This window comes from Gammaproteobacteria bacterium (assembly GCA_013696315.1).
Classification (GTDB): Bacteria; Pseudomonadota; Gammaproteobacteria; order JACCYU01; family JACCYU01; genus JACCYU01.
In genome coordinates, this window is sequence record JACCYU010000178.1 from 1 (window position 1) to 17,989 (window position 17,989).

General features: G+C 62.3%; 15 protein-coding genes. All 15 read left to right on the forward strand.

Going from position 1 to position 17,989, the window contains the following annotated elements; all coding sequences use genetic code 11:
- Positions 1–1,193, forward strand: a 1,193-nt coding sequence (locus H0V34_10530; GenBank protein MBA2492102.1) for an iron ABC transporter permease, incomplete at its 5' end; no start/stop codon positions are given.
- Positions 1,194–1,200: 7 nt separating this feature from the next.
- On the forward strand, positions 1,201–2,283 hold the full coding sequence (locus tag H0V34_10535) for an ABC transporter ATP-binding protein (protein MBA2492103.1): 1,083 nt from the start codon (positions 1,201–1,203) through the stop codon (positions 2,281–2,283).
- A gap of 168 nt (positions 2,284–2,451) precedes the next feature.
- On the forward strand, positions 2,452–2,832 hold the full coding sequence (locus tag H0V34_10540) for a PA2779 family protein (GenBank protein MBA2492104.1): 381 nt from the start codon (positions 2,452–2,454) through the stop codon (positions 2,830–2,832).
- 102 nt (positions 2,833–2,934) lie between these two features.
- On the forward strand, positions 2,935–3,858 hold the full coding sequence (locus tag H0V34_10545) for a PA2778 family cysteine peptidase (GenBank protein ID MBA2492105.1): 924 nt from the start codon (positions 2,935–2,937) through the stop codon (positions 3,856–3,858).
- Positions 3,859–3,896: 38 nt separating this feature from the next.
- Entirely contained in the window at positions 3,897–5,633 is a 1,737-nt protein-coding gene (ilvD, locus tag H0V34_10550) for a dihydroxy-acid dehydratase (protein MBA2492106.1), read from the forward strand.
- 168 nt (positions 5,634–5,801) lie between these two features.
- Positions 5,802–7,655, forward strand: coding sequence for an AI-2E family transporter (locus H0V34_10555; protein MBA2492107.1), 1,854 nt, complete (start codon positions 5,802–5,804; stop codon positions 7,653–7,655).
- Between the two features lie 10 nt (positions 7,656–7,665).
- Positions 7,666–8,232, forward strand: coding sequence for a hypothetical protein (locus H0V34_10560; protein ID MBA2492108.1), 567 nt, complete (start codon positions 7,666–7,668; stop codon positions 8,230–8,232).
- Between the two features lie 563 nt (positions 8,233–8,795).
- Entirely contained in the window at positions 8,796–9,425 is a 630-nt protein-coding gene (locus H0V34_10565) for a 5-formyltetrahydrofolate cyclo-ligase (protein ID MBA2492109.1), read from the forward strand.
- Positions 9,425–10,351, forward strand: coding sequence for a formylmethanofuran--tetrahydromethanopterin N-formyltransferase (gene fhcD, locus H0V34_10570; GenBank protein MBA2492110.1), 927 nt, complete (start codon positions 9,425–9,427; stop codon positions 10,349–10,351). The genes H0V34_10565 and fhcD overlap by 1 nt, the downstream gene beginning before the upstream one ends.
- A 150-nt stretch (positions 10,352–10,501) precedes the next feature.
- Complete coding sequence (locus tag H0V34_10575) at positions 10,502–11,740, forward strand: aminotransferase class V-fold PLP-dependent enzyme (GenBank protein ID MBA2492111.1); 1,239 nt, start codon at positions 10,502–10,504, stop codon at positions 11,738–11,740.
- A gap of 14 nt (positions 11,741–11,754) precedes the next feature.
- Positions 11,755–12,702, forward strand: coding sequence for a CoA ester lyase (locus H0V34_10580; GenBank protein MBA2492112.1), 948 nt, complete (start codon positions 11,755–11,757; stop codon positions 12,700–12,702).
- 115 nt (positions 12,703–12,817) lie between these two features.
- Positions 12,818–14,002 carry a malate--CoA ligase subunit beta gene (locus H0V34_10585; GenBank protein MBA2492113.1) on the forward strand — a complete coding sequence of 395 codons (1,185 nt, stop codon included), beginning with the start codon at positions 12,818–12,820 and terminating at the stop codon, positions 14,000–14,002.
- 20 nt (positions 14,003–14,022) lie between these two features.
- Positions 14,023–14,913, forward strand: a complete 891-nt coding sequence (gene sucD, locus H0V34_10590) for a succinate--CoA ligase subunit alpha (GenBank protein ID MBA2492114.1) — start codon at positions 14,023–14,025, stop codon at positions 14,911–14,913.
- A 134-nt stretch (positions 14,914–15,047) separates the two neighbouring features.
- Positions 15,048–16,019: a D-glycerate dehydrogenase gene (locus H0V34_10595; GenBank protein MBA2492115.1), complete on the forward strand. Its 972-nt coding sequence runs from the start codon at positions 15,048–15,050 to the stop codon at positions 16,017–16,019.
- A gap of 75 nt (positions 16,020–16,094) precedes the next feature.
- The coding region (locus tag H0V34_10600; protein MBA2492116.1) for a phosphoenolpyruvate carboxylase at positions 16,095–17,989 on the forward strand (1,895 nt) is incomplete at its 3' end.

Here is a 17,989-nt window from a genome sequence, read left to right on the forward strand (position 1 = left end):
CATACGTCTATCTGCTGGCGCGCGCGGCGTTTCTGGACCAGTCGATGTGCGCGCTGGAGACCGCGCGCAGTCTGGGGCTTAGCACCTGGGCCGCATTCCGGCGCGTGGCGCTGCCCATGGCGCGTCCGGCCATCGTAACCGGCGTGTCGCTGGCGCTGATGGAGACTCTGGCGGATTACGGCACGGTGCAGTACTTCGGCGTGAACACGTTTACCACCGGCATCTTTCGCACCTGGTTCGGGCTGGGCGACAGCGCTGCCGCCGCGCAACTGGCGGCGATGCTGATGCTGTTCGTGTTCGCGCTGGTAATGCTCGAACGCGGCTCGCGCCGCCAGGCGCGTTTTCATCACACCAGTCAGCGCTACCAGCCGCTGCCGCGCTTCGAACTGACGGGCATGCGCGCGCTCGCCGCGTGCGCCGTGTGCGCTACACCGTTGCTGTTCGGCTTTCTGGTGCCGGCGGGTCAACTCACGTCGTGGGCGATACAGACCGCCGGCCACACGGTGAACGCGGAGTTCGCGATCCTGGCCGCCAACAGCATCGGGCTGGCGGCGACCGCCGCCGTGTGCGTACTGCTGCTGGCGCTGGTGATGGCCTACGGCCGGCGCATTCGCGGCGCCCGCCCGTTGGTCCGTTTCGCCGTCAACCTGGCGGGCATGGGTTACGCCATTCCCGGCGTAGTAGTCGCGATCGGCGTGATGATCCCGCTCGCATCCCTGGATAATGCGCTGGATGCGTGGCTGCGCGCCACATTCGGACTATCCACCGGATTGCTATTGAGCGGCACCTTGTTCGCCCTGATCTTCGCCTACGCAGTGCGCGTTTTGGCCGTGTCGCTGCATGCGGTGGAGGCGGGCTTGAGCAAGATCAATCCCGCCATGGATGACGCCGCGCGCTCGCTCGGGCGCGCCCCCGCTGCGGTGCTGCGCGAAATCCACATGCCGATCATGCGTGGCACCTTGCTGTCCGCGCTGCTGCTCGTGTTCGTCGACGTCATGAAAGAGCTGCCATCCACCCTGGTCATGCGTCCGTTTGACTTTAATACCCTGGCGGTGCGCGCCTTCGAACTGGCGTCCGACGAACGCCTGGCTGACTCCGCCAGCGCCGCTCTGACCATCGTGCTGGCCGGCATCGTGCCGGTGATATTGTTAAGCCGCTCCATCACCCGCGCGCGCGCCGGCGACCATGCCTGACGCGCCGATGCCAACCTGCGCCGGCGCGCCGCAACACGCGAACACACGTCTGGAGGTCGCCGATATCGACGTCGCCTTGCAGGGTAATCCCGTAGTCCGCGGCATCAGCTTCGACCTGCCGGAGGGCCATATCGGCTGCCTGCTGGGACCCAGCGGCTGCGGCAAGACCACCTTGCTGCGCGCGATCGCGGGCTTTGAGCCGGTGACCCGCGGCCGCATCCGGCTGCACGGTGCGCAAGTGAGCGGACCCGGTCTGCACGTGCCGCCGGAACAGCGAAGGGTCGGCATGCTGTTTCAGGATCTCGCTCTGTTTCCGCACCTGAACGTTTACGACAATATCCGCTTTGGAATCCGCAAATTATCGTCCCGCGAGCAGCAGGCGCGAGTCGGAGAGTTGCTGGCGCTGATGGATCTCGCCGAGCAAGCGAAAAAATTTCCACATCAGATATCCGGCGGCCAGCAGCAGCGCATCGCGCTCGCGCGGGCGCTGGCGCCACGGCCGGAAATGCTGCTGCTCGACGAACCGTTCTCGACCCTGGACGCCGAGTTCCGCGAGCAGCTTGCCGACGATATTCGCGCGATCCTGAAGCAGGAAGGCGTGACCGCGCTGCTGGTTACGCACGATCAGTTCGAAGCCTTCGCCGTTGCCGACGACATCGGCCTGATGCAAGCCGGACGCATCGTGCAATGGGATAGCGCGTACGATCTTTATCATAGGCCGGCGAGCCGCTTCGCGGCCGACTTCATCGGCCACGGCGTGATGCTGCCCGGGCAGGTCACGGCTCCAAACCGGATTGCCACGGACCTGGGAATGCTTGACGGACCGCGAGACGCGCCCTTCGCGCCGCGCGAGCGCGTCGAAGTGTTGATTCGGCCTCACGACATTCAGCACAACGATAGCAGTCCGCTGCGCGCGCGCATCGAGCGCCGCCAGTTTCGTGGCGCCGAGTTTCTTTACACCCTGAAGCTCGCGAGCGGCGCTAGGCTGCTGTGCTTCGCATCCAGCCACGAGCGACACGGCATCGGCGACGAGATCGGAATCGAGGTAAGCTTGCGGCATCCGGTCATGTTCAGGCTCGCGACGCCGTAGTAATGCACAAGTTGGGTAGCTTGGCGGCCCGCGATGTATCGGGGACATCTATGGAGAAGACAAAATCAGTACGGGCTGTTGCTTTTTGATCGACCGTCAATGACTATTGGCGGAACTTCAAGGCCCCCGGCTCGCGGCGTCATCCAGTTAATCTTGAGGAGAAAAATTATGCGCCCACGTCTCAGCAGATTTCTGGCCTACGTGCTGACCTTAGGCCTCGTGGTCACACCCGCGATGCCGGCTTACGCGGGCATGGTCGGCACACAAACCCTGGTCAATAAGGCCACAGCCCAGTGGGATCGCGCGCGCCTGAGTAACGCGGTGGAACGTGAAGAAGTACGCATCTTGCTCGCCGATCATGGCATCTCGCTGAAAGCAGCGAAGGAGCGCATCGACGCGCTCACCGATCGCGAGGTACGCCAGCTGGCGGCGGCTGATTTCGACAAGCTGCCGGCCGGCTCCGGTGTCATCGAGGTGCTGGTCATCGCCGGACTGGTAGTAGTTATTCTCGAACTGGTGGGCATCACCGATATCTTCACCCAGTTCTAGCGCGCGGCGTGCGTGCGCCGGGCAGCCGCACCAGCACTGCTCCTGTGCGCGATGGTGCCACTGCTCGTGTGTGGTTGCGCAACCCCGCAAACCCGCGGCCTGATGGAATCGCCGCCGATCACCCTGCCCGCAAGAACTCTGATCAAGGAAGTCCCTTTCTTTCCGCAGCAGGCGTTTTACTGCGGCCCGGCGGCGCTGGCCATGATCATGAATTATCATGGCCTTGGCGTCACCCAGCAGGCGCTGGCGCGGGTTGTGTATGTGCCCGGCCTGAAAGGCAGCCTTCAGGCGGAAATGCTGGCCGCCACCCGCGGGCGGGGCCTGCTCGCCTATGTGTTGGCGCCCGATCTTCATCATCTGCTTGCGGAGATCGCAGCGCGGCATCCCGTGGTGGTGTTGCAGAACCTGGGTGTCAGCTGGTACCCGCGGTGGCATTACGCGGTCGCCATTGGCTACGATCTGAACACCGGCGAGCTTATCCTGCACTCCGGCAACAATGCCAATTACCGGATCGGACTCCGCGTTTTTGAGCGCACCTGGGCGCGCGGCGATTACTGGGCGTTTGCGCCGTTACCGCCGGGTCGCTTGCCGGACGACGACAATGCGCTGCGATACCTCGAGGCGGCGGCGGCGCTGGAGGAGACAGGGCACCCGCGCGCGGCGCGCGAAGCCTACAGGACGGCGGCCGGACGCTGGCCAGACAACGCTTTGATACGCATGGGTCTCGGCAATGCACGTTATGCGCTGGGTGATGCGGGCGGCGCGGCGCGGGCATTCGCGTCCGCCGCCAACCTGACGCCGGCGTTGGGCGTCGCGTATAACAATCTCGCCGTCAGCCTCTCTGAGCTTGGTTGCGACAGGCAGGCCCTGACGGCGGCCAGACGCGCGGTCGACGTGGATACGGATCACAACGCCGATTTTCGGGAGACGCTGAAAGAAGTCCGGGCTGCCGCCAGCGCCGGGGCGTCACCGAGTTACTGCGCGCGGCTGGATGTCAGCCACGGGTCGCGCATGCCGTCTCATTAGGCAATATCACCAGGTATTATCATGGAGGTCGAACTGACATGGCCAGACACGCCGCCCTTAAAAAAACGAAAAAGCTAAAAGCTGAAAATCCAGAATCGAAGCATCTGCGACTCCATTCCGCGCAGATAGTCGATGGCGTCGAGCGCGCGCCCAGCCGCGCGATGCTGCGCGCGGTTGGTTTCGAGGACGAGGATTTCCGCAAACCGCAGATCGGCGTGGCCTCGACCTGGGGCATGGTCACGCCTTGCAACATGCACATCGACAAGCTGGCGCGCGAGGCCGCCGCGGGCGCCGATGCGGCCAAAGCCAAAGCGGTGATTTTCAACACCATCACTATATCCGACGGCGTTTCGATGGGCACAGAGGGCATGAAATATTCGCTGGTGTCACGCGAAGTGATCGCCGATTCGATCGAGACCGTGACGGCCTGCGAAGGCTTCGACGGCGTGGTGGCGATCGGTGGTTGCGACAAGAACATGCCGGGGTGTCTCATGGCGCTGGCGCGGCTGAACCGGCCAGCCGTGTTCGTGTTTGGCGGCACCATTAGCCCTGGGCGCCTGGGCGACAGGAACCTGGACATCGTGTCGGTGTTCGAGGCGGTAGGGGCGCACGCGGGTGGCAGCATGACAAACAAACAGTTGCATGCGGTGGAAAGCTGCGCCATCCCCGGCGCGGGCGCGTGTGGCGGCATGTTCACCGCCAACACCATGGCCTCCGCGATCGAGGCGCTGGGAATGAGCCTGCCCGGCAGTTCGGCGCAGGGCGCGCTGTCGGCAGAAAAGGCCCGCGACTGCTTCGAGGCCGGAGGCGCGGTCGCGAATCTGGTCAAGAAAAATATCCGGCCGCGCGACATCATGACTAAAAAGGCATTCAAGAACGCCATCGTGGTCATCACCGCGCTGGGCGGCTCCACCAACGCGGTGTTACATCTGCTGGCGATGGCGCATGCCGCTGACGTCAAGCTCTCAATCGACGAGTTCACCCGCATTGGCAGAAAGGTGCCGGTGCTGGCGGATCTGCGGCCCAGCGGGCGCTACATGATGTCGGAGCTGATCGCGATCGGCGGCATCCAGCCGTTAATGAAGGAACTGCTGGCCCGCGGCCTGCTGCACGGCGAATGCCTTACCGTCACCGGCAAGACCCTCGCCCAGAACCTCAAGAAGGTAAAGCCTTATCCGAAGAAGCAGGACATCGTGCGCGCCTTCGATGATCCGATCAAAAAGACCGGGCATCTGGTCATTATGTACGGCAACCTCGCCCCTGAAGGCGCGGTCGGGAAGATCTCCGGCAAGGAGGGCGCGCTGTTCACCGGCAGGGCGCGCGTGTTCGGCTCGGAAGAAGAGGCGCTCAAGCGGATACTTGATGGCACGGTGGTCAAGGGCGATGTCATCGTGATTCGATACGAGGGGCCCAAAGGCGGGCCGGGCATGCGCGAGATGCTGGCACCGACCTCAGCGGTGATGGGCAAGGGTCTCGGTAAAGATGTCGCGCTCATTACCGACGGGCGCTTCTCGGGCGGCAGCCACGGGTTCGTGGTCGGCCATATCACGCCCGAAGCCGCGCAAGGTGGCCCGCTCGCGATCGTGAAAAACGGCGATGTAATCACCATCGACGCTGACAAACGCCAGATCAATCTGGAGCTTACAAAAGAGGAAATCGCCACGCGTCTGGCGTCCTGGAAACCACCTAAGGCGCGATACTCGCGCGGGGTGCTGGCGAAGTACGCGCGTCAGGTCAGTTCCGCATCGCGCGGCGCGATCACTGACGATGGCTGAAGCCCCGGATTTACACAACAGCAGACGTCTCGTGCGCGGCGGTGCATTGCCCGCACGACGCCGCGAATCCGGCGATCGCGTCGTCGCGACACAAGTGATCGAGCCTTGCCAACGCCAATGCGGTCTGGCGCTCCAAGTGCGTTGCTGAACCCATATCCGCCGCGCGCCGTGCCAACACAGTTACAGCCCGATGCCGCGCTTCCGCTGATCCGCTTCGGCCTGGCGCTGATGGTCATCGCGGGGCTTTACCTCGGCCAAGACGTATTGATCCCGATCGCGCTGGCGGTGTTGCTGAGCTTCGTGCTCGCGCCGGCCGCAGATCGCCTGGAGAGATGGCGCCTGCCACCGGTACCCAGCGTCATCGCGACTGTCATCCTCGCTTTTTCCATCCTCGGCGGAGTCGGCCTGATTGTATCCAATCAGGTCGTGAGCCTCGCCGAATCCCTGCCGAAGTACCGCGACAACATCACGCAGCGTTTCTTGAGCCTGCAAGGCGGCGAAGGCGGCGTGTTCGACCGCGCGGCGGAGACCTTCTTCGCGATTCAGGAAGACATAAAAAAGAAACCTGCCGCGGCAGAGCCAGGCGTCGCGGAACCACCGGGGACGCGCGGACTTCAAGACAACGAGCCGTTAACGGATCAGCCGCCGGAGCCAATCCTGGTCGAGGTGCGAGAAGAGCCGCCGTCGACCTTCGAACTCCTCAGGGACTACGTTTCGCCAGCGTTGATCCCGCTGGCGCGGCTGGGGCTGGCCGTGGTGCTGGTCATTTTCTTCCTGCTGCAGCGCGAGGATTTGCGTGACCGCCTGATCCGGCTCATGAGCCGGGACAGACTGGATGTAACCACCCGCGCCCTGAACGACGCGGGCGACCGTATTGGCCGCTATCTGCGCACGCAACTGCTGATCAACACGTGTTACGGCGTGCCGATTGCGATTGGCCTGGCGATCATAGGCTTGCCCGGCGCGCTGCTGTGGGGGCTGCTGGGAATGTTGCTGCGTTTCATCCCTTACGTCGGCCCCTGGCTGGCGGCGTCCATGCCTATCCTGCTATCGCTGGCGGTGTTCGACGGCTGGCTGTGGCCGCTGGCGGTAATCGCCCTGTTCGTCGGTCTTGAATTATTCACCAACATGGTGATGGAACCGTGGCTTTACGGGGCGAGCACGGGACTGTCGCCCGTGGCGGTGCTGCTGGCGGTGATCTTCTGGAGTTCGCTATGGGGCGGGGTGGGGCTGCTGCTGGCCATTCCGCTCACTGTGTGCCTCGTGGTCGCGGGCCGGCATCTGCCGCAGTTCGAGTTTTTTACCATTCTGCTGGGCAAGGAGCCTGCCCTGTCAGCTACCGAGCGCTTTTATCAGCGTCTGCTGGCGGGCGATCACCAGGGCGCCATGGAACTCGCACTGGAGCACGGCGACGGTCTCATAAGCGTTTACGACCAGGTCATCATTCCGGCGCTTACGCTGGCGGAGCGCGATCGTCACAACGGGCGCCTGGACCCGGAGCTGGAACAATTCATAATCGAGAGCGCGAGTGAGATTGTCGATGCCCTCGGTGCGAGGGAAAGCATCGCCGCGAATGGCAAAGCCATCGAACCGCGTCATCAGCATTTCGAACTGATGTGTCTGCCGTCGCGCGACCTCGCCGATGAACTGACGGCGCGCATGTTCGCGCAGGTGCTGAAGCAGCAGGGCATCGGCGCTCAGCACCTGTCCGTCAAGAGTCTGGCGAGTGAAATGGTGGAGCGGGTTGGCGAAGGCGAGCAACCCGTCGTGTGCGTCTCGGCCCTGCCGCCGAAGGCGCTCGCGCACACGCGGTATCTGTGCAAGCGGCTAAAGCAGCAATTCCCGAAGGCCAGGATCGCCGTAGGTCTCTGGAACACAAAGGAATATGCCGCGCGCGTGACGCCAAGGCTCAACGAGGCCGGCGCCGACGCGGTGTTGCCGAATCTGGCCGCGGGCGTTAAATGGGCGCGGCAACGCATGAACGAACGCGCTACCGTCACCGCACCCAAGATACTGAACTGAAACCACCACCATGAACGAGAACCGGAACAAAGACGACGAACAACGCGTGCCGTGGGAGCTCAGGATTTTCAATCTGGGTTCGAAGACGCTGTACATTGTCGCGGCGTTCGCACTGCAATTGCTGGCTCTCGCCATGGTCGGCTCGGCGATCTGGAGCATGACGGTCGAGGTATGGGCGGGCAAGCCTTTTCTCACGCAACTGCTGGACAGCGTAGGTCTCATTATCATCGCCTTCGCTGTCTTCGACGTGGCCAAGTTTCTGCTTGAGGAGCAGGTGGTCAAGGAGCGGGAACTCGCCAGAATTTCGGAAGCTCGCCGCTCGCTGACGATGTTCTTCACCATCATCATCATCGCGGTGAGCCTGGAGGCGCTGGTCATCGTGTTTCAGAGCAAGGACGAGCCTTACCTGCTGTTCTATCCCGCCGCGCTGCTGGCGGTGGCGGTGTTCGCGTTAATCGGCCTGGGCCTATTCCAGTGGCTGACCCGTCACGCCGAGGAAGCCATGGAGGACTCAGAGGACGTTGATTCCGCCAAAGAAGAAAAGAGCGAAGAAGAAAGAACAGGAAAGAATAAATAGAGGTTCGATACACTTTCACCCGCGCGCTTCTATAAGCGGCTCCCCAACCGCTTCACCGGTGCGGTCAGGGCCAGGACGAGCGCCCGCCGCGCATCGATGGTACTCACCGCGCCGCGCCCACGATGGAGGCGACGACCAGGGTAATAATCTGTGCTCAAAAAATCCCGAACTCAGGCAGGAAACCGGACCTCGGAGCGTTGCTGGTCCGCGGAGTCGATCTGCGACAGGCTACCGTCTCGCGGTTGAAACATCTGTCACGCACGGTTTCACGTAACATCCGGAGATTCCGGCGCTCGCCTGGCGGCGCGTGCGACGAGCGCGCGCGGATCGGCCCCGCATGCGCCGCAACCGCAGCTTTCCGTACCTAAATTGTAGTTGAATATCCGCACCTAACGCATGGCATGCGACCTTCATCGTGTACGCGTGACTATCTGCGATCGCCGCACTGGATAAAAGCACTGGCTCGTTTGGTGCGTTGTGGTTTGAATTTTGCTGTAGCTACTCAAGGGATATCACCACATTCCACCAGCGGAACATCGCATCCGCATCGAGGAGCCCGCCACATGAGTCTGAGCCAGGAAGAACTGGACGCGTTGATGGAACGCAAGGGGAAGATGCGCCGCGAGGCGTACGACGCGCGCAACGCGCAGGAAAACAAGGACGAGCTGTCCAAAGCAATAGTCGATAAATTTGTGCACCTGCCCGAGTACGCCGCGGCCCAGACCGTGATGTGGTATCTGGACGTGCGCTCCGAAGTGCGCACCCGCCACGTGATCGGTGATGCCGTAAACAGCGATAAAAAAATCGTCGTCCCCTATTGCACCGTGGACGAGGAAGGTGAAAACAAGCTGGGTTTGTGGCACCTGGAGAGCATGGACGAACTCGTGGTGGGCAAATGGAAGATTCTCGAACCGCCCAAGGATCGCTGGGGTGAGAAAGGCAAGGAGGTCGAGCCCGAGGCGCTGGATCTAGTAATGGTGCCGGGTGTCGGCTTTGACCGACGCGGCGGACGCATGGGCAACGGGCAGGGTTATTACGATCGACTGCTGGAGAGTGCGCGCCCGGACGCGCCGCTGATCGCGCTGGCGTTCGAAGCACAGATGTTTCCTGAAATACTAGTGGGCCCGCACGACATTTTCATGGACAAGGTCATCACCGAGAAAGACATCTACGAAGGCAAGGGGAGAAACTGATTTTGGCCGCGAAAATCGATGATACCTATGCCGAGGCGTTCAAGAGCATTTACGTCGAGCTGTTGATCACTGCGCGCGACCGCACCTGGGTAGAGCATGCGGTCAACGCGGCTACCGGGCATGGCTCCAGCACCATCATGTGCGATTGCGAAGCGGGGCTGGATCGCTATGTCGGTCCCGGCGGCGATGAATCGTTTCAAACGCCGGATGGCCGCCCGGGGGCGGTGGTACAGATGCATCTGCCGCGCTTTCGCAAAGACCGGGTCGAGGCGCTGGAGAAAGCGGCGCTCGCACGCATCAGTCAGAACGTGCTCACCACGCCGACGGCCGCCTGCTTCAATCTGATCGACTCGGACACTTATTACCACATGGGCCGCAAGGTCGCCTATTTCGGCAACGGCTTTCAGACGCGCGAAGAGCGTTACGGCCGCAAGGTATGGGTAGTCCCGATCCTGGGCGGCGAGTTCATCATCGATCGCAGGCTCGGTTACACGGACGGACTGATGGGCGGCAACCTGTGGCTGTTCGGCGATAGTGTGGATTCTGCGCTGGAAGGCGCCGAACGCGGTGTGGCGGCCGTGCACGATGTCCCCGGCGTGATCATGCCGTTTCCGGGCGGCATCGCCGGTTCAGGCTCGACCACCGGCAGCAAGTACAAGTTCGCCATCGCCAGCACGTACACCAAATTCTGCCCGACTCTGCAGGATCATCCGGACGTGGAGGCTGGCCTGCCGACGGGCGTCAAGTCGGTGATGGAGGTCATCATGAACGGCAAGAATTTGCAGGCGATCATCGACGCCACGCAGGCCGCGATCAAGGCAGCCGCGGACACCCCGGGCTTGAATATGATTTCGGCCGGCAACTACGGCGGCAAGCTGGGCAAGAGCCTGATTTACCTGCATCCGGACAAACAGCCAGCCGCTTAAGCTTTGCGCCGCGCCGGTTGCCGAGGCGGCAGTATCGAACTGGAGCACTCGCCCTACCCCGGATACTGTATTGGGTGCGCCCCGGCTTCTTTTGTGACACATCGACCTAGATCACCAGATTAATAGATAGATAGCGATAAGGAACAGATCATGCGTTACGGCCACAATCATTTATACGTCCCTGGACCCACCAACGTGCCGCACTCGGTGCTCTCCGCGATGCACGTGCCGATGGAAGATCATCGCGCGTCCGATCTGCCCGAGCTCACCAAGCCGCTGTTCGCGGACCTGAACAAGGTCTTCAAGACCACCAAGGGGCAGTCGTTCATCTTTCCGGCTACCGGCACCGCCGGCTGGGAAATCGCCCTCGCCAACACCTTGTCGCCGGGCGACAAAGTTCTGTCCGCGCGCTTCGGCCAGTTCAGCCACCTGTGGATAAACATGGCCGAGCGGCTGAAGCTTAACGTCGATTTCTTGCAGGTGCCGTGGGGCGAGGGCGCGCCCGTGCCCGACATCGAGAAAAAGCTGGCCGAGGACAAGAACCACGAGATCAAGGCGGTGATGGTCGTGCACAACGAGACCGCCACCGGCGTGACCAGCGAGATCGCCGGCGTGCGCAAGGCCCTGGACGCCACCAAGCACCCGGCGATGCTGTTCGTGGACGGGGTCAGCTCCATCGCAAGCATCGACTTTCGCATGGACGAATGGGGCGTGGACATGGCGGTTGCCGGTTCGCAGAAAGGCTTTATGTTGCCGGCCGGCCTTGCCATCGTCTGCGCCAGCCAGAAAGGGCTGGAGGCTCGCAAGACGGCCAAGCTGCCGCGCTGCTTTCTGGATCTCGAAGATCATATCAAGACCAATGCACAGGGGCTCTTTCCTTACACGCCCTCAGTGCCCATGTTGCGCGGCCTGCGGGCATCGTTAGACCTGCTGTTCGAGGAAGGCCTCGAGAACGTGTTCGAGCGCCATCACCGCCTGGCCGAAGGGGTGCGTCAGGCGGTCCGGGCCTGGGGTCTGAGACTGTGCGCCAGGCAGCCGAAGTGGTACTCCGATACCGTCAGCGCCATCATCGTCCCGGAAGGCATTAACGGCGCGGACGTGGTCGACATCGCTTATAGAAAGTACAACACGGCGTTGGGCGCGGGCCTTACCGATGTGGCGGGCAAACTGTTTCGCATCGGTCATTTAGGCGATCTCAACGAAGTCAGTTGCTGTGCCGCGCTTGCGGCCGCCGAGATGGCCATGCTGGACGTTGGCATCGAAATCGAAGCCGGCAGCGGTCTGGCAGTTGCCATCGAGTACTACCGCCAGCACGCACCGCCGGCAGACAAGAAAAGCACGGCCGGCCAGGCCCGGGCAATGAAATCCGGCATGAAGCAAACCGCTTAAGAGAGGGCAATCACATGAGCCACACCCGTTACGAACCCAGCAGGGTTCGACTCCAACGCAGCGAACTCGCTGTGCCCGGCTCCAACCCGGGCATGTTCGAAAAATCGTCCAAGAGTGAAGTCGATTACATCTTTCTCGATCTGGAAGACGCCGTCGCGCCGGACGACAAACCCAAGGCGCGCAAGAACATCATCGAGGCGCTTAACGACATCGACTGGCGAGGCAGAAAGAAGACCATGTCCATCCGCATAAACGGGCTGGACACGCACTACATGTACCGCGATGTGGTGGATATTCTGGAGCAGGCCGGCAAGAATCTTGACACCATTCTCATCCCCAAGGTAGGCGTGCCAGGCGACGTTTATCTCATCGATTGCCTGATTACCCAGATCGAACAGGGCATGGACTTCGGTGACCATCGCATCGGCATCGAGGTGTTGATCGAGACCGCGCTGGGCATGGCCAACGTCGAGGCCATCGCCACGTCAAGCAAGCGGCTGGAGGCCATGCACTTCGGCGTGGCGGATTACGCCGCGAGCAACCGCGCGCGCACCGTCAGTATCGGCGGACTTAACCCCGACTATCCCGGCGACCAGTGGCACGCGGCCCTGACCCGCATGACGGTTGCCTGCCGCGCGTACGGCTTACGGCCGATCGACGGGCCGTTCGGTGATTTCAACGATCCGGAAGGCTTCACCTTGGCCGCCAAACGCGCCGCGGCGTTAGGGATTGAAGGCAAATGGGCGATTCATCCCAGCCAGATCGAGCTCGCGAACGACGTGTTCACCCCGCCGGACGCCGAAGTAAAGCAGGCCAGGCGGATGCTGGAAGCCCTGAAAGAGGCGGCGCGCCAGGGCAAGGGCGCCGCCCAGGTGGACGGCAAGATGATCGATGCCGCGACGGCACGCATGGCGGAAAACGTCGTGCGCACCGACAAGGCCATAAAAGACAAATCGAAATAAGGCAGCGGCAAGGATCGCGCCGGCCGGTCCCGGAGTTCCGGCCGGCGCGATCCTGACAGCCGCTATAAACGCCCGCTACCGCGGGCCGATGCGATACTGGACTGGAGGCTAATCCGTGGACATCCACGAATATCAAGCAAAAGAACTTCTCTCGGGCTTCGGTGTGCCGATCGCCGCGGGCGGCCTGGCGTACAGCCCTGAACAGGCGGTTTACCGCGCCAAGGAAATCGGCGGCGAAAAATGGGTCGTCAAGGCGCAGATACATTCCGGCGCGCGCGGCAAGGCCGGCGGCATCAAGGTCTGTTCCAATGACCGCGAGATATGGGACGCCGCCGATGAACTGCTGGGCAAGCGACTGGTGACCAACCAGACCGGTCCGCAGGGCAAGGTCGTGTATCGCCTTTACGTAGAGGCTGGCACCGACATCGCCCGTGAAATCTATTTCGCCCTGGTAATGGACCGCGCCCGCGAACGCATTGTGGTAGTGGCGAGCGCCGAGGGCGGCATGGAGATCGAAGATCTCGCCAAAGACAAGCCGGAAGCCATCATGCGAATCGCGGTGGAACCGGCGGTGGGTCTGCGCGATTTTCAGGCGCGTGAACTGGCGTTCGGACTGGATCTGCCCCCTTCGCTGATTCGTCAGGCCAGCGCGGCTTTCACCGGCGCCTACCGGGCGTTGCGCGATCTGGACGCCATCCTGGTCGAAATCAATCCGCTGGTCGTCACCAAGGAGGGCCGCCTGCTGGCGCTTGACGCCAAGATGCAGTTCGACGACAACGCGCTGTTCCGCCGCGCCAACATTTCGGAGTTGCGCGACAAGTCTCAAGAAGATCCGCGCGAAACCAACGCCGCCGACCGCGGCTTGAGTTACGTCGGGCTGGATGGCGATATCGGCTGTATGATCAATGGCGCAGGCCTCTCGATGGCGACCATGGACATGATCATGCAGGCGGGCGGCAGTCCGGCGAACTTTCTGGACATCGGCGGCGGCGCCTCGCCGGATCGAGTTGCAAAGGCGTTCCGGCTGGTGCTGTCGGACGAAAAGGTCAAGGTCTTCCTGGTCAACATCTTCGCCGGCATCAACCGCTGCGACTGGATTGCCGAAGGCGTGGTGCAGGCAGTGCAGAAGATAGACATGAAAATCCCTCTGATCGTGCGGCTGGCGGGCACCAACGTCGAGAAGGGCAGAGAGATTCTCAAAAAAAGCGAGTTCCCTTTTATTATGGCCGAAGCGCTGGCCGAGGCAGCCGACAAGGCGGTCAAGGCCCGCAATGAAGTCGTGGAAAAGAGCAAGGCCTGAACCGGCGCGGAGATACAAACATGGCAATTCTTATAGACGAAAAAACGCCGGTCATCATCCAGGGCTTCACCGGCAAGATCGGTACTTTTCACGCCCAGGAGATGATTGATTACGGCACCAACGTGGTGGGTGGCGTGACCCCAGGCAAAGGCGGCAGCAAACACCTTGATCGCCCGGTGTTCAACACGGTCAAGGACGCGGTGAAAGAAACCGGCGCGCAGGCCAGCATCCTGTTCGTACCGGCGCCGTTCGCGGCCGATTCCATCATGGAAGCAGCAGATGGCGGCATCAAATACTGCGTCGCCATCACCGACGGTATCCCGGCGCAGGACATGATCCGGGTCAAGCGCTATATGTACCGCTACCGCTACGCGGATCGCATGATACTCACAGGGCCCAACTGCGCCGGCACCATCAGCCCCGGCAAGGCCATGCTGGGCATCATGCCGGGCCATATCTACATGGAAGGCAATGTCGGGGTGGTCGGTCGCTCCGGGACCCTGGGCTACGAGGCCGCTGAACAAATGAAGGCGGTCGGTATCGGTATCACTACGGCCGTAGGCATCGGCGGCGATCCCATCAACGGCTGCTCCTTCCAGGACGTGTTCGAGCTGTTCGAGAACGACCCTGAGACCAAGGCCGTGTTGATGATCGGCGAGATCGGCGGGCCGCAGGAGGCCGACGCGGCCAAGTTCTTCAAGGAGAACATGAGCAAGCCGGTGATGGGTTACGTCGCGGGCCTGACGGCGCCCAAGGGACGGCGCATGGGCCACGCCGGCGCGGTCATTTCCGCAACCGGAGAGAGCGCGGCCGAAAAGGTGGAGATCATGAAGGAAGCCGGCATCGTAGTCGTGCCCAGCCCCGCGGAGTTCGGCGCTACCGCGAAAGAAGTGCTGGCAAAGGTGTCCTAATAGGTTGTCATAATAGGGGTGGCTTAATGTAGAAGCGCCTTCTGCCGCGAGCTGTTCCCGCTGATTTCCAGGTCCAAGCCTGGTCACGTCATCTCTGGCGTGACCAGGCCGGATGACACACAGGAAGCAAAAACATGGCAAAACCCAAAGTCATCGTAACGCGCAAATGGCCGGAAGCGGTGGAGAAAAAGCTTAAAGATCGATTCGACGTCACCTTGAACGAGAGCGACAAGGCGTTAACCGCCGATCAGCTCGCAGACGCCATGCGCAACGCCGACGCGGTTTGCCCTACCGTCACCGACAAGATGACAGCGGAAGTGCTGGGCACGGATGCGCGCCGCGCGAAAATGATCGGCAACTTTGGCGTCGGCTTCAACAACATCGACGTGGAGGCGGCCAAGGAACACGGGCTGGTCGTCACCAACACGCCGGAAGTGCTGACCGACGCGACCGCGGATCTGGCCATGACTCTGTTGCTGATGACCGCGCGCCGCGCCGGCGAAGGCGAGCGGCACGTGCGCGGCGGACACTGGACCGGCTGGCGGCCGACGCACATGATGGGCGCCCAGGTGACCGGCAAGACATTAGGCCTGATCGGCATGGGTCGCATCGCGCAGGCAGTGGCCAAACGCGCGCATCACGGCTTCGGCATGAAGATCATCTTTCACGATCCCTATCCGCCCAAACCGGAAGTCCTCAAAGGCCTGGACGCACAGAGTCTCGACAGCGTGGAGGACGTGCTTGGCGCGGCGGACTTCGTATCCATTCATTGTCCGGGAGGTGCTGCGACGCATCACCTGCTCAACGCCGAGCGCTTTAAGCTCATGCAGGATCACGCGTTTCTGATCAACAGCGCACGCGGGGATGTCGTAGACGAAAAAGCCCTGATCGAAGCCTTGCAGTCCGGCACTATCGCGGGCGCCGGGCTGGACGTATTCGAGCAGGAGCCGAAAGTCAGCGCGGCACTGCTGAAGATGGAAAACGTAGTCGCCCTGCCCCACTTGGGCAGCGCCACCACGGAGACCCGCGTCGCCATGGGCGAGCGCGTGCTGAGCAATCTGGAAGCTTTCTTCGCCGGCAAAGAACCGCCGGATCGCGTCGCTTAGAATCACGCTCCGCCGGCGGGCCGCCGGCGGATTGTTATTGCCGACCCACCCCAGCCGTCAGCACTGCGCAAAAATATGGTCAACCGTAACCAATCCAGCAAAGCAACTACCGGCGATTCAGAGCCCGCGGAACTTAATCAGTTGACAGGCGCGCCGCTGGGCACGGGCTCCGCCGATTACACCGAACAGCTCATCCAGCTGCTGGAGGCGCTGTTTCACGACGTGATCAGCGTCCGCAACCCGGAGATCGATCCGGTGCTGAAACGCAAGCAGACGATCCCGGAGAATGATCGCAATCTGCTGCTGCGCACCCTGCAGGCGCACGGCGTCTGGTTCAGGCTGCTGTCCATCGCCGAGCAGAATCTGGCCATGCGCGGTCTACGTCATACCGAGACCGAGCGCGGTCCCGAGCATGTGCCCGGCACCTTCGCCCATGTGTTCACGGAGGCCGCAAAAGCCGGCATGACCGCCGACCAGATCCAGACCATGCTGGCATCGGCGCGCATCCGCCCGGTGATCACGGCGCACCCCACCGAAGCCAAACGCATTACCGTGCTGGAGATCCACCGGCGCATATTTCTGTTTTTGCGCGAGATCGAACTGACGCGCTGGACCCCGCGCGAACGCAAGGCGCTCATCGACGATCTGCGCACCGAGATCGACCTGCTGTGGCTGACCGGCGAGATTCGGCTGGAAAAGCCCACCGTGCAGCAGGAAGCGCAATGGGGGCTGCATTTTTTTAACGACGCGCTGTTCGAGGGGATCGCCAGCATCGAGCGCCGCATGGAAGAGGTGCTGGCGGAGACCTTTCCGGACCACCACTTCACCCTGCCGCCGATATTCCAGTTCGGCTCCTGGATAGGCGGCGACCGCGACGGCAATCCTTTCGTCACCAACGACACCACGCGCGATATTTTGCGCCTCTACCGGCACGCCTGCATCAGGCGTTACCTCAAGGATTTGCAGCGCATGGTGCCGCGCCTGAGTCTGGCCGCGCACGCGCTGGAGGTGCCGGAAGAGTTCTTAACCGCGCTCAGCGAACATCTGGCGGTCAGCGGCGTGGGCGAACAGCTCACCGCGCGCAACCCCGGCGAGGTCTTCCGTCAGTTCACCACCTGCATGCTGCGCAAGCTGGAAGGCACCGCCCGCGCCGACGAACATGGTGCCGAACGCGTATCCCCGCAACACCGCTATGGCACCGCCGACGAGCTGATAGAGGACTTCCGCACCCTGGAGAACGGGCTGATCGGCGCCGACAGTGAGGGCATCGCGCGCAACATCGTCAAGCCGCTGCGACGCCAGGTGAAGGCCTTCCGTTTTCGTACTTTTAGCCTGGACCTGCGCGAAAATACGGGCAAGACGAACGAAGCGCTGGGCGACATCTGGAAGCAGATCACCGGCGGCAAGGAGCCTCCGAAGCCCGATTCCGAGGAATGGAAGCAGTGGCTACTGGCCGAGCTTGTGCGACCGCTAGAGTCGATGCCGAGTTTCGGCCTGCCCGAATCGTCCGAGTCCACTTTAGGCATGTTGCGCATGGTGCGCGAGATGCGCGACGACGTCGATCGCGACACGTTCAACGGGTTCGTGCTCAGCATGACTCGCACCACCGCCGACGTGCTTGGTGTTTATCTGCTGGCCAAATACGCGGGCCTGTTCACCGACGCGGAAGGCATCGAAAGCTGTCAGATGATGGTGATCCCGCTGCTAGAAACTATCGACGATCTACGCAACGGGCCGGCCATCCTGCGCGATCTGCTGGGCGTGCCCGTGGTGCGTCGCACGCTCCTGCGCGAGCTGGGCGGCGTGCAGGAAGTCATGGTCGGCTATTCCGATTCCAACAAGGACGGCGGCTTTCTGTGTTCCAACTGGGAAGTCGCCAAAGCGCAGTCACGCCTGAAACGGGTGGGCGAAGAGCGCGGGCTGCCCATCTCGTTCTTCCACGGTCGCGGCGGTTCGGTAGGTCGCGGCGG

Bases quoted from the DNA above. Each gene is read 5' to 3' on its own strand.
- H0V34_10595 (MBA2492115.1), top strand. From the start codon at position 15,048: ATGGCAAAACCCAAAGTCATCGTAACGCGCAAATGGCCGGAAGCGGTG.
- H0V34_10560 (MBA2492108.1), top strand. From the start codon at position 7,666: ATGAACGAGAACCGGAACAAAGACGACGAACAACGCGTGCCGTGGGAG.
- H0V34_10565 (MBA2492109.1), top strand. From the start codon at position 8,796: ATGAGTCTGAGCCAGGAAGAACTGGACGCGTTGATGGAACGCAAGGGG.
- sucD (MBA2492114.1), top strand. From the start codon at position 14,023: ATGGCAATTCTTATAGACGAAAAAACGCCGGTCATCATCCAGGGCTTC.
- H0V34_10575 (MBA2492111.1), top strand. From the start codon at position 10,502: ATGCGTTACGGCCACAATCATTTATACGTCCCTGGACCCACCAACGTG.
- H0V34_10535 (MBA2492103.1), top strand. From the start codon at position 1,201: ATGCCAACCTGCGCCGGCGCGCCGCAACACGCGAACACACGTCTGGAG.
- ilvD (MBA2492106.1), top strand. From the start codon at position 3,897: ATGGCCAGACACGCCGCCCTTAAAAAAACGAAAAAGCTAAAAGCTGAA.
- H0V34_10580 (MBA2492112.1), top strand. From the start codon at position 11,755: ATGAGCCACACCCGTTACGAACCCAGCAGGGTTCGACTCCAACGCAGC.
- H0V34_10540 (MBA2492104.1), top strand. From the start codon at position 2,452: ATGCGCCCACGTCTCAGCAGATTTCTGGCCTACGTGCTGACCTTAGGC.
- H0V34_10545 (MBA2492105.1), top strand. From the start codon at position 2,935: ATGGAATCGCCGCCGATCACCCTGCCCGCAAGAACTCTGATCAAGGAA.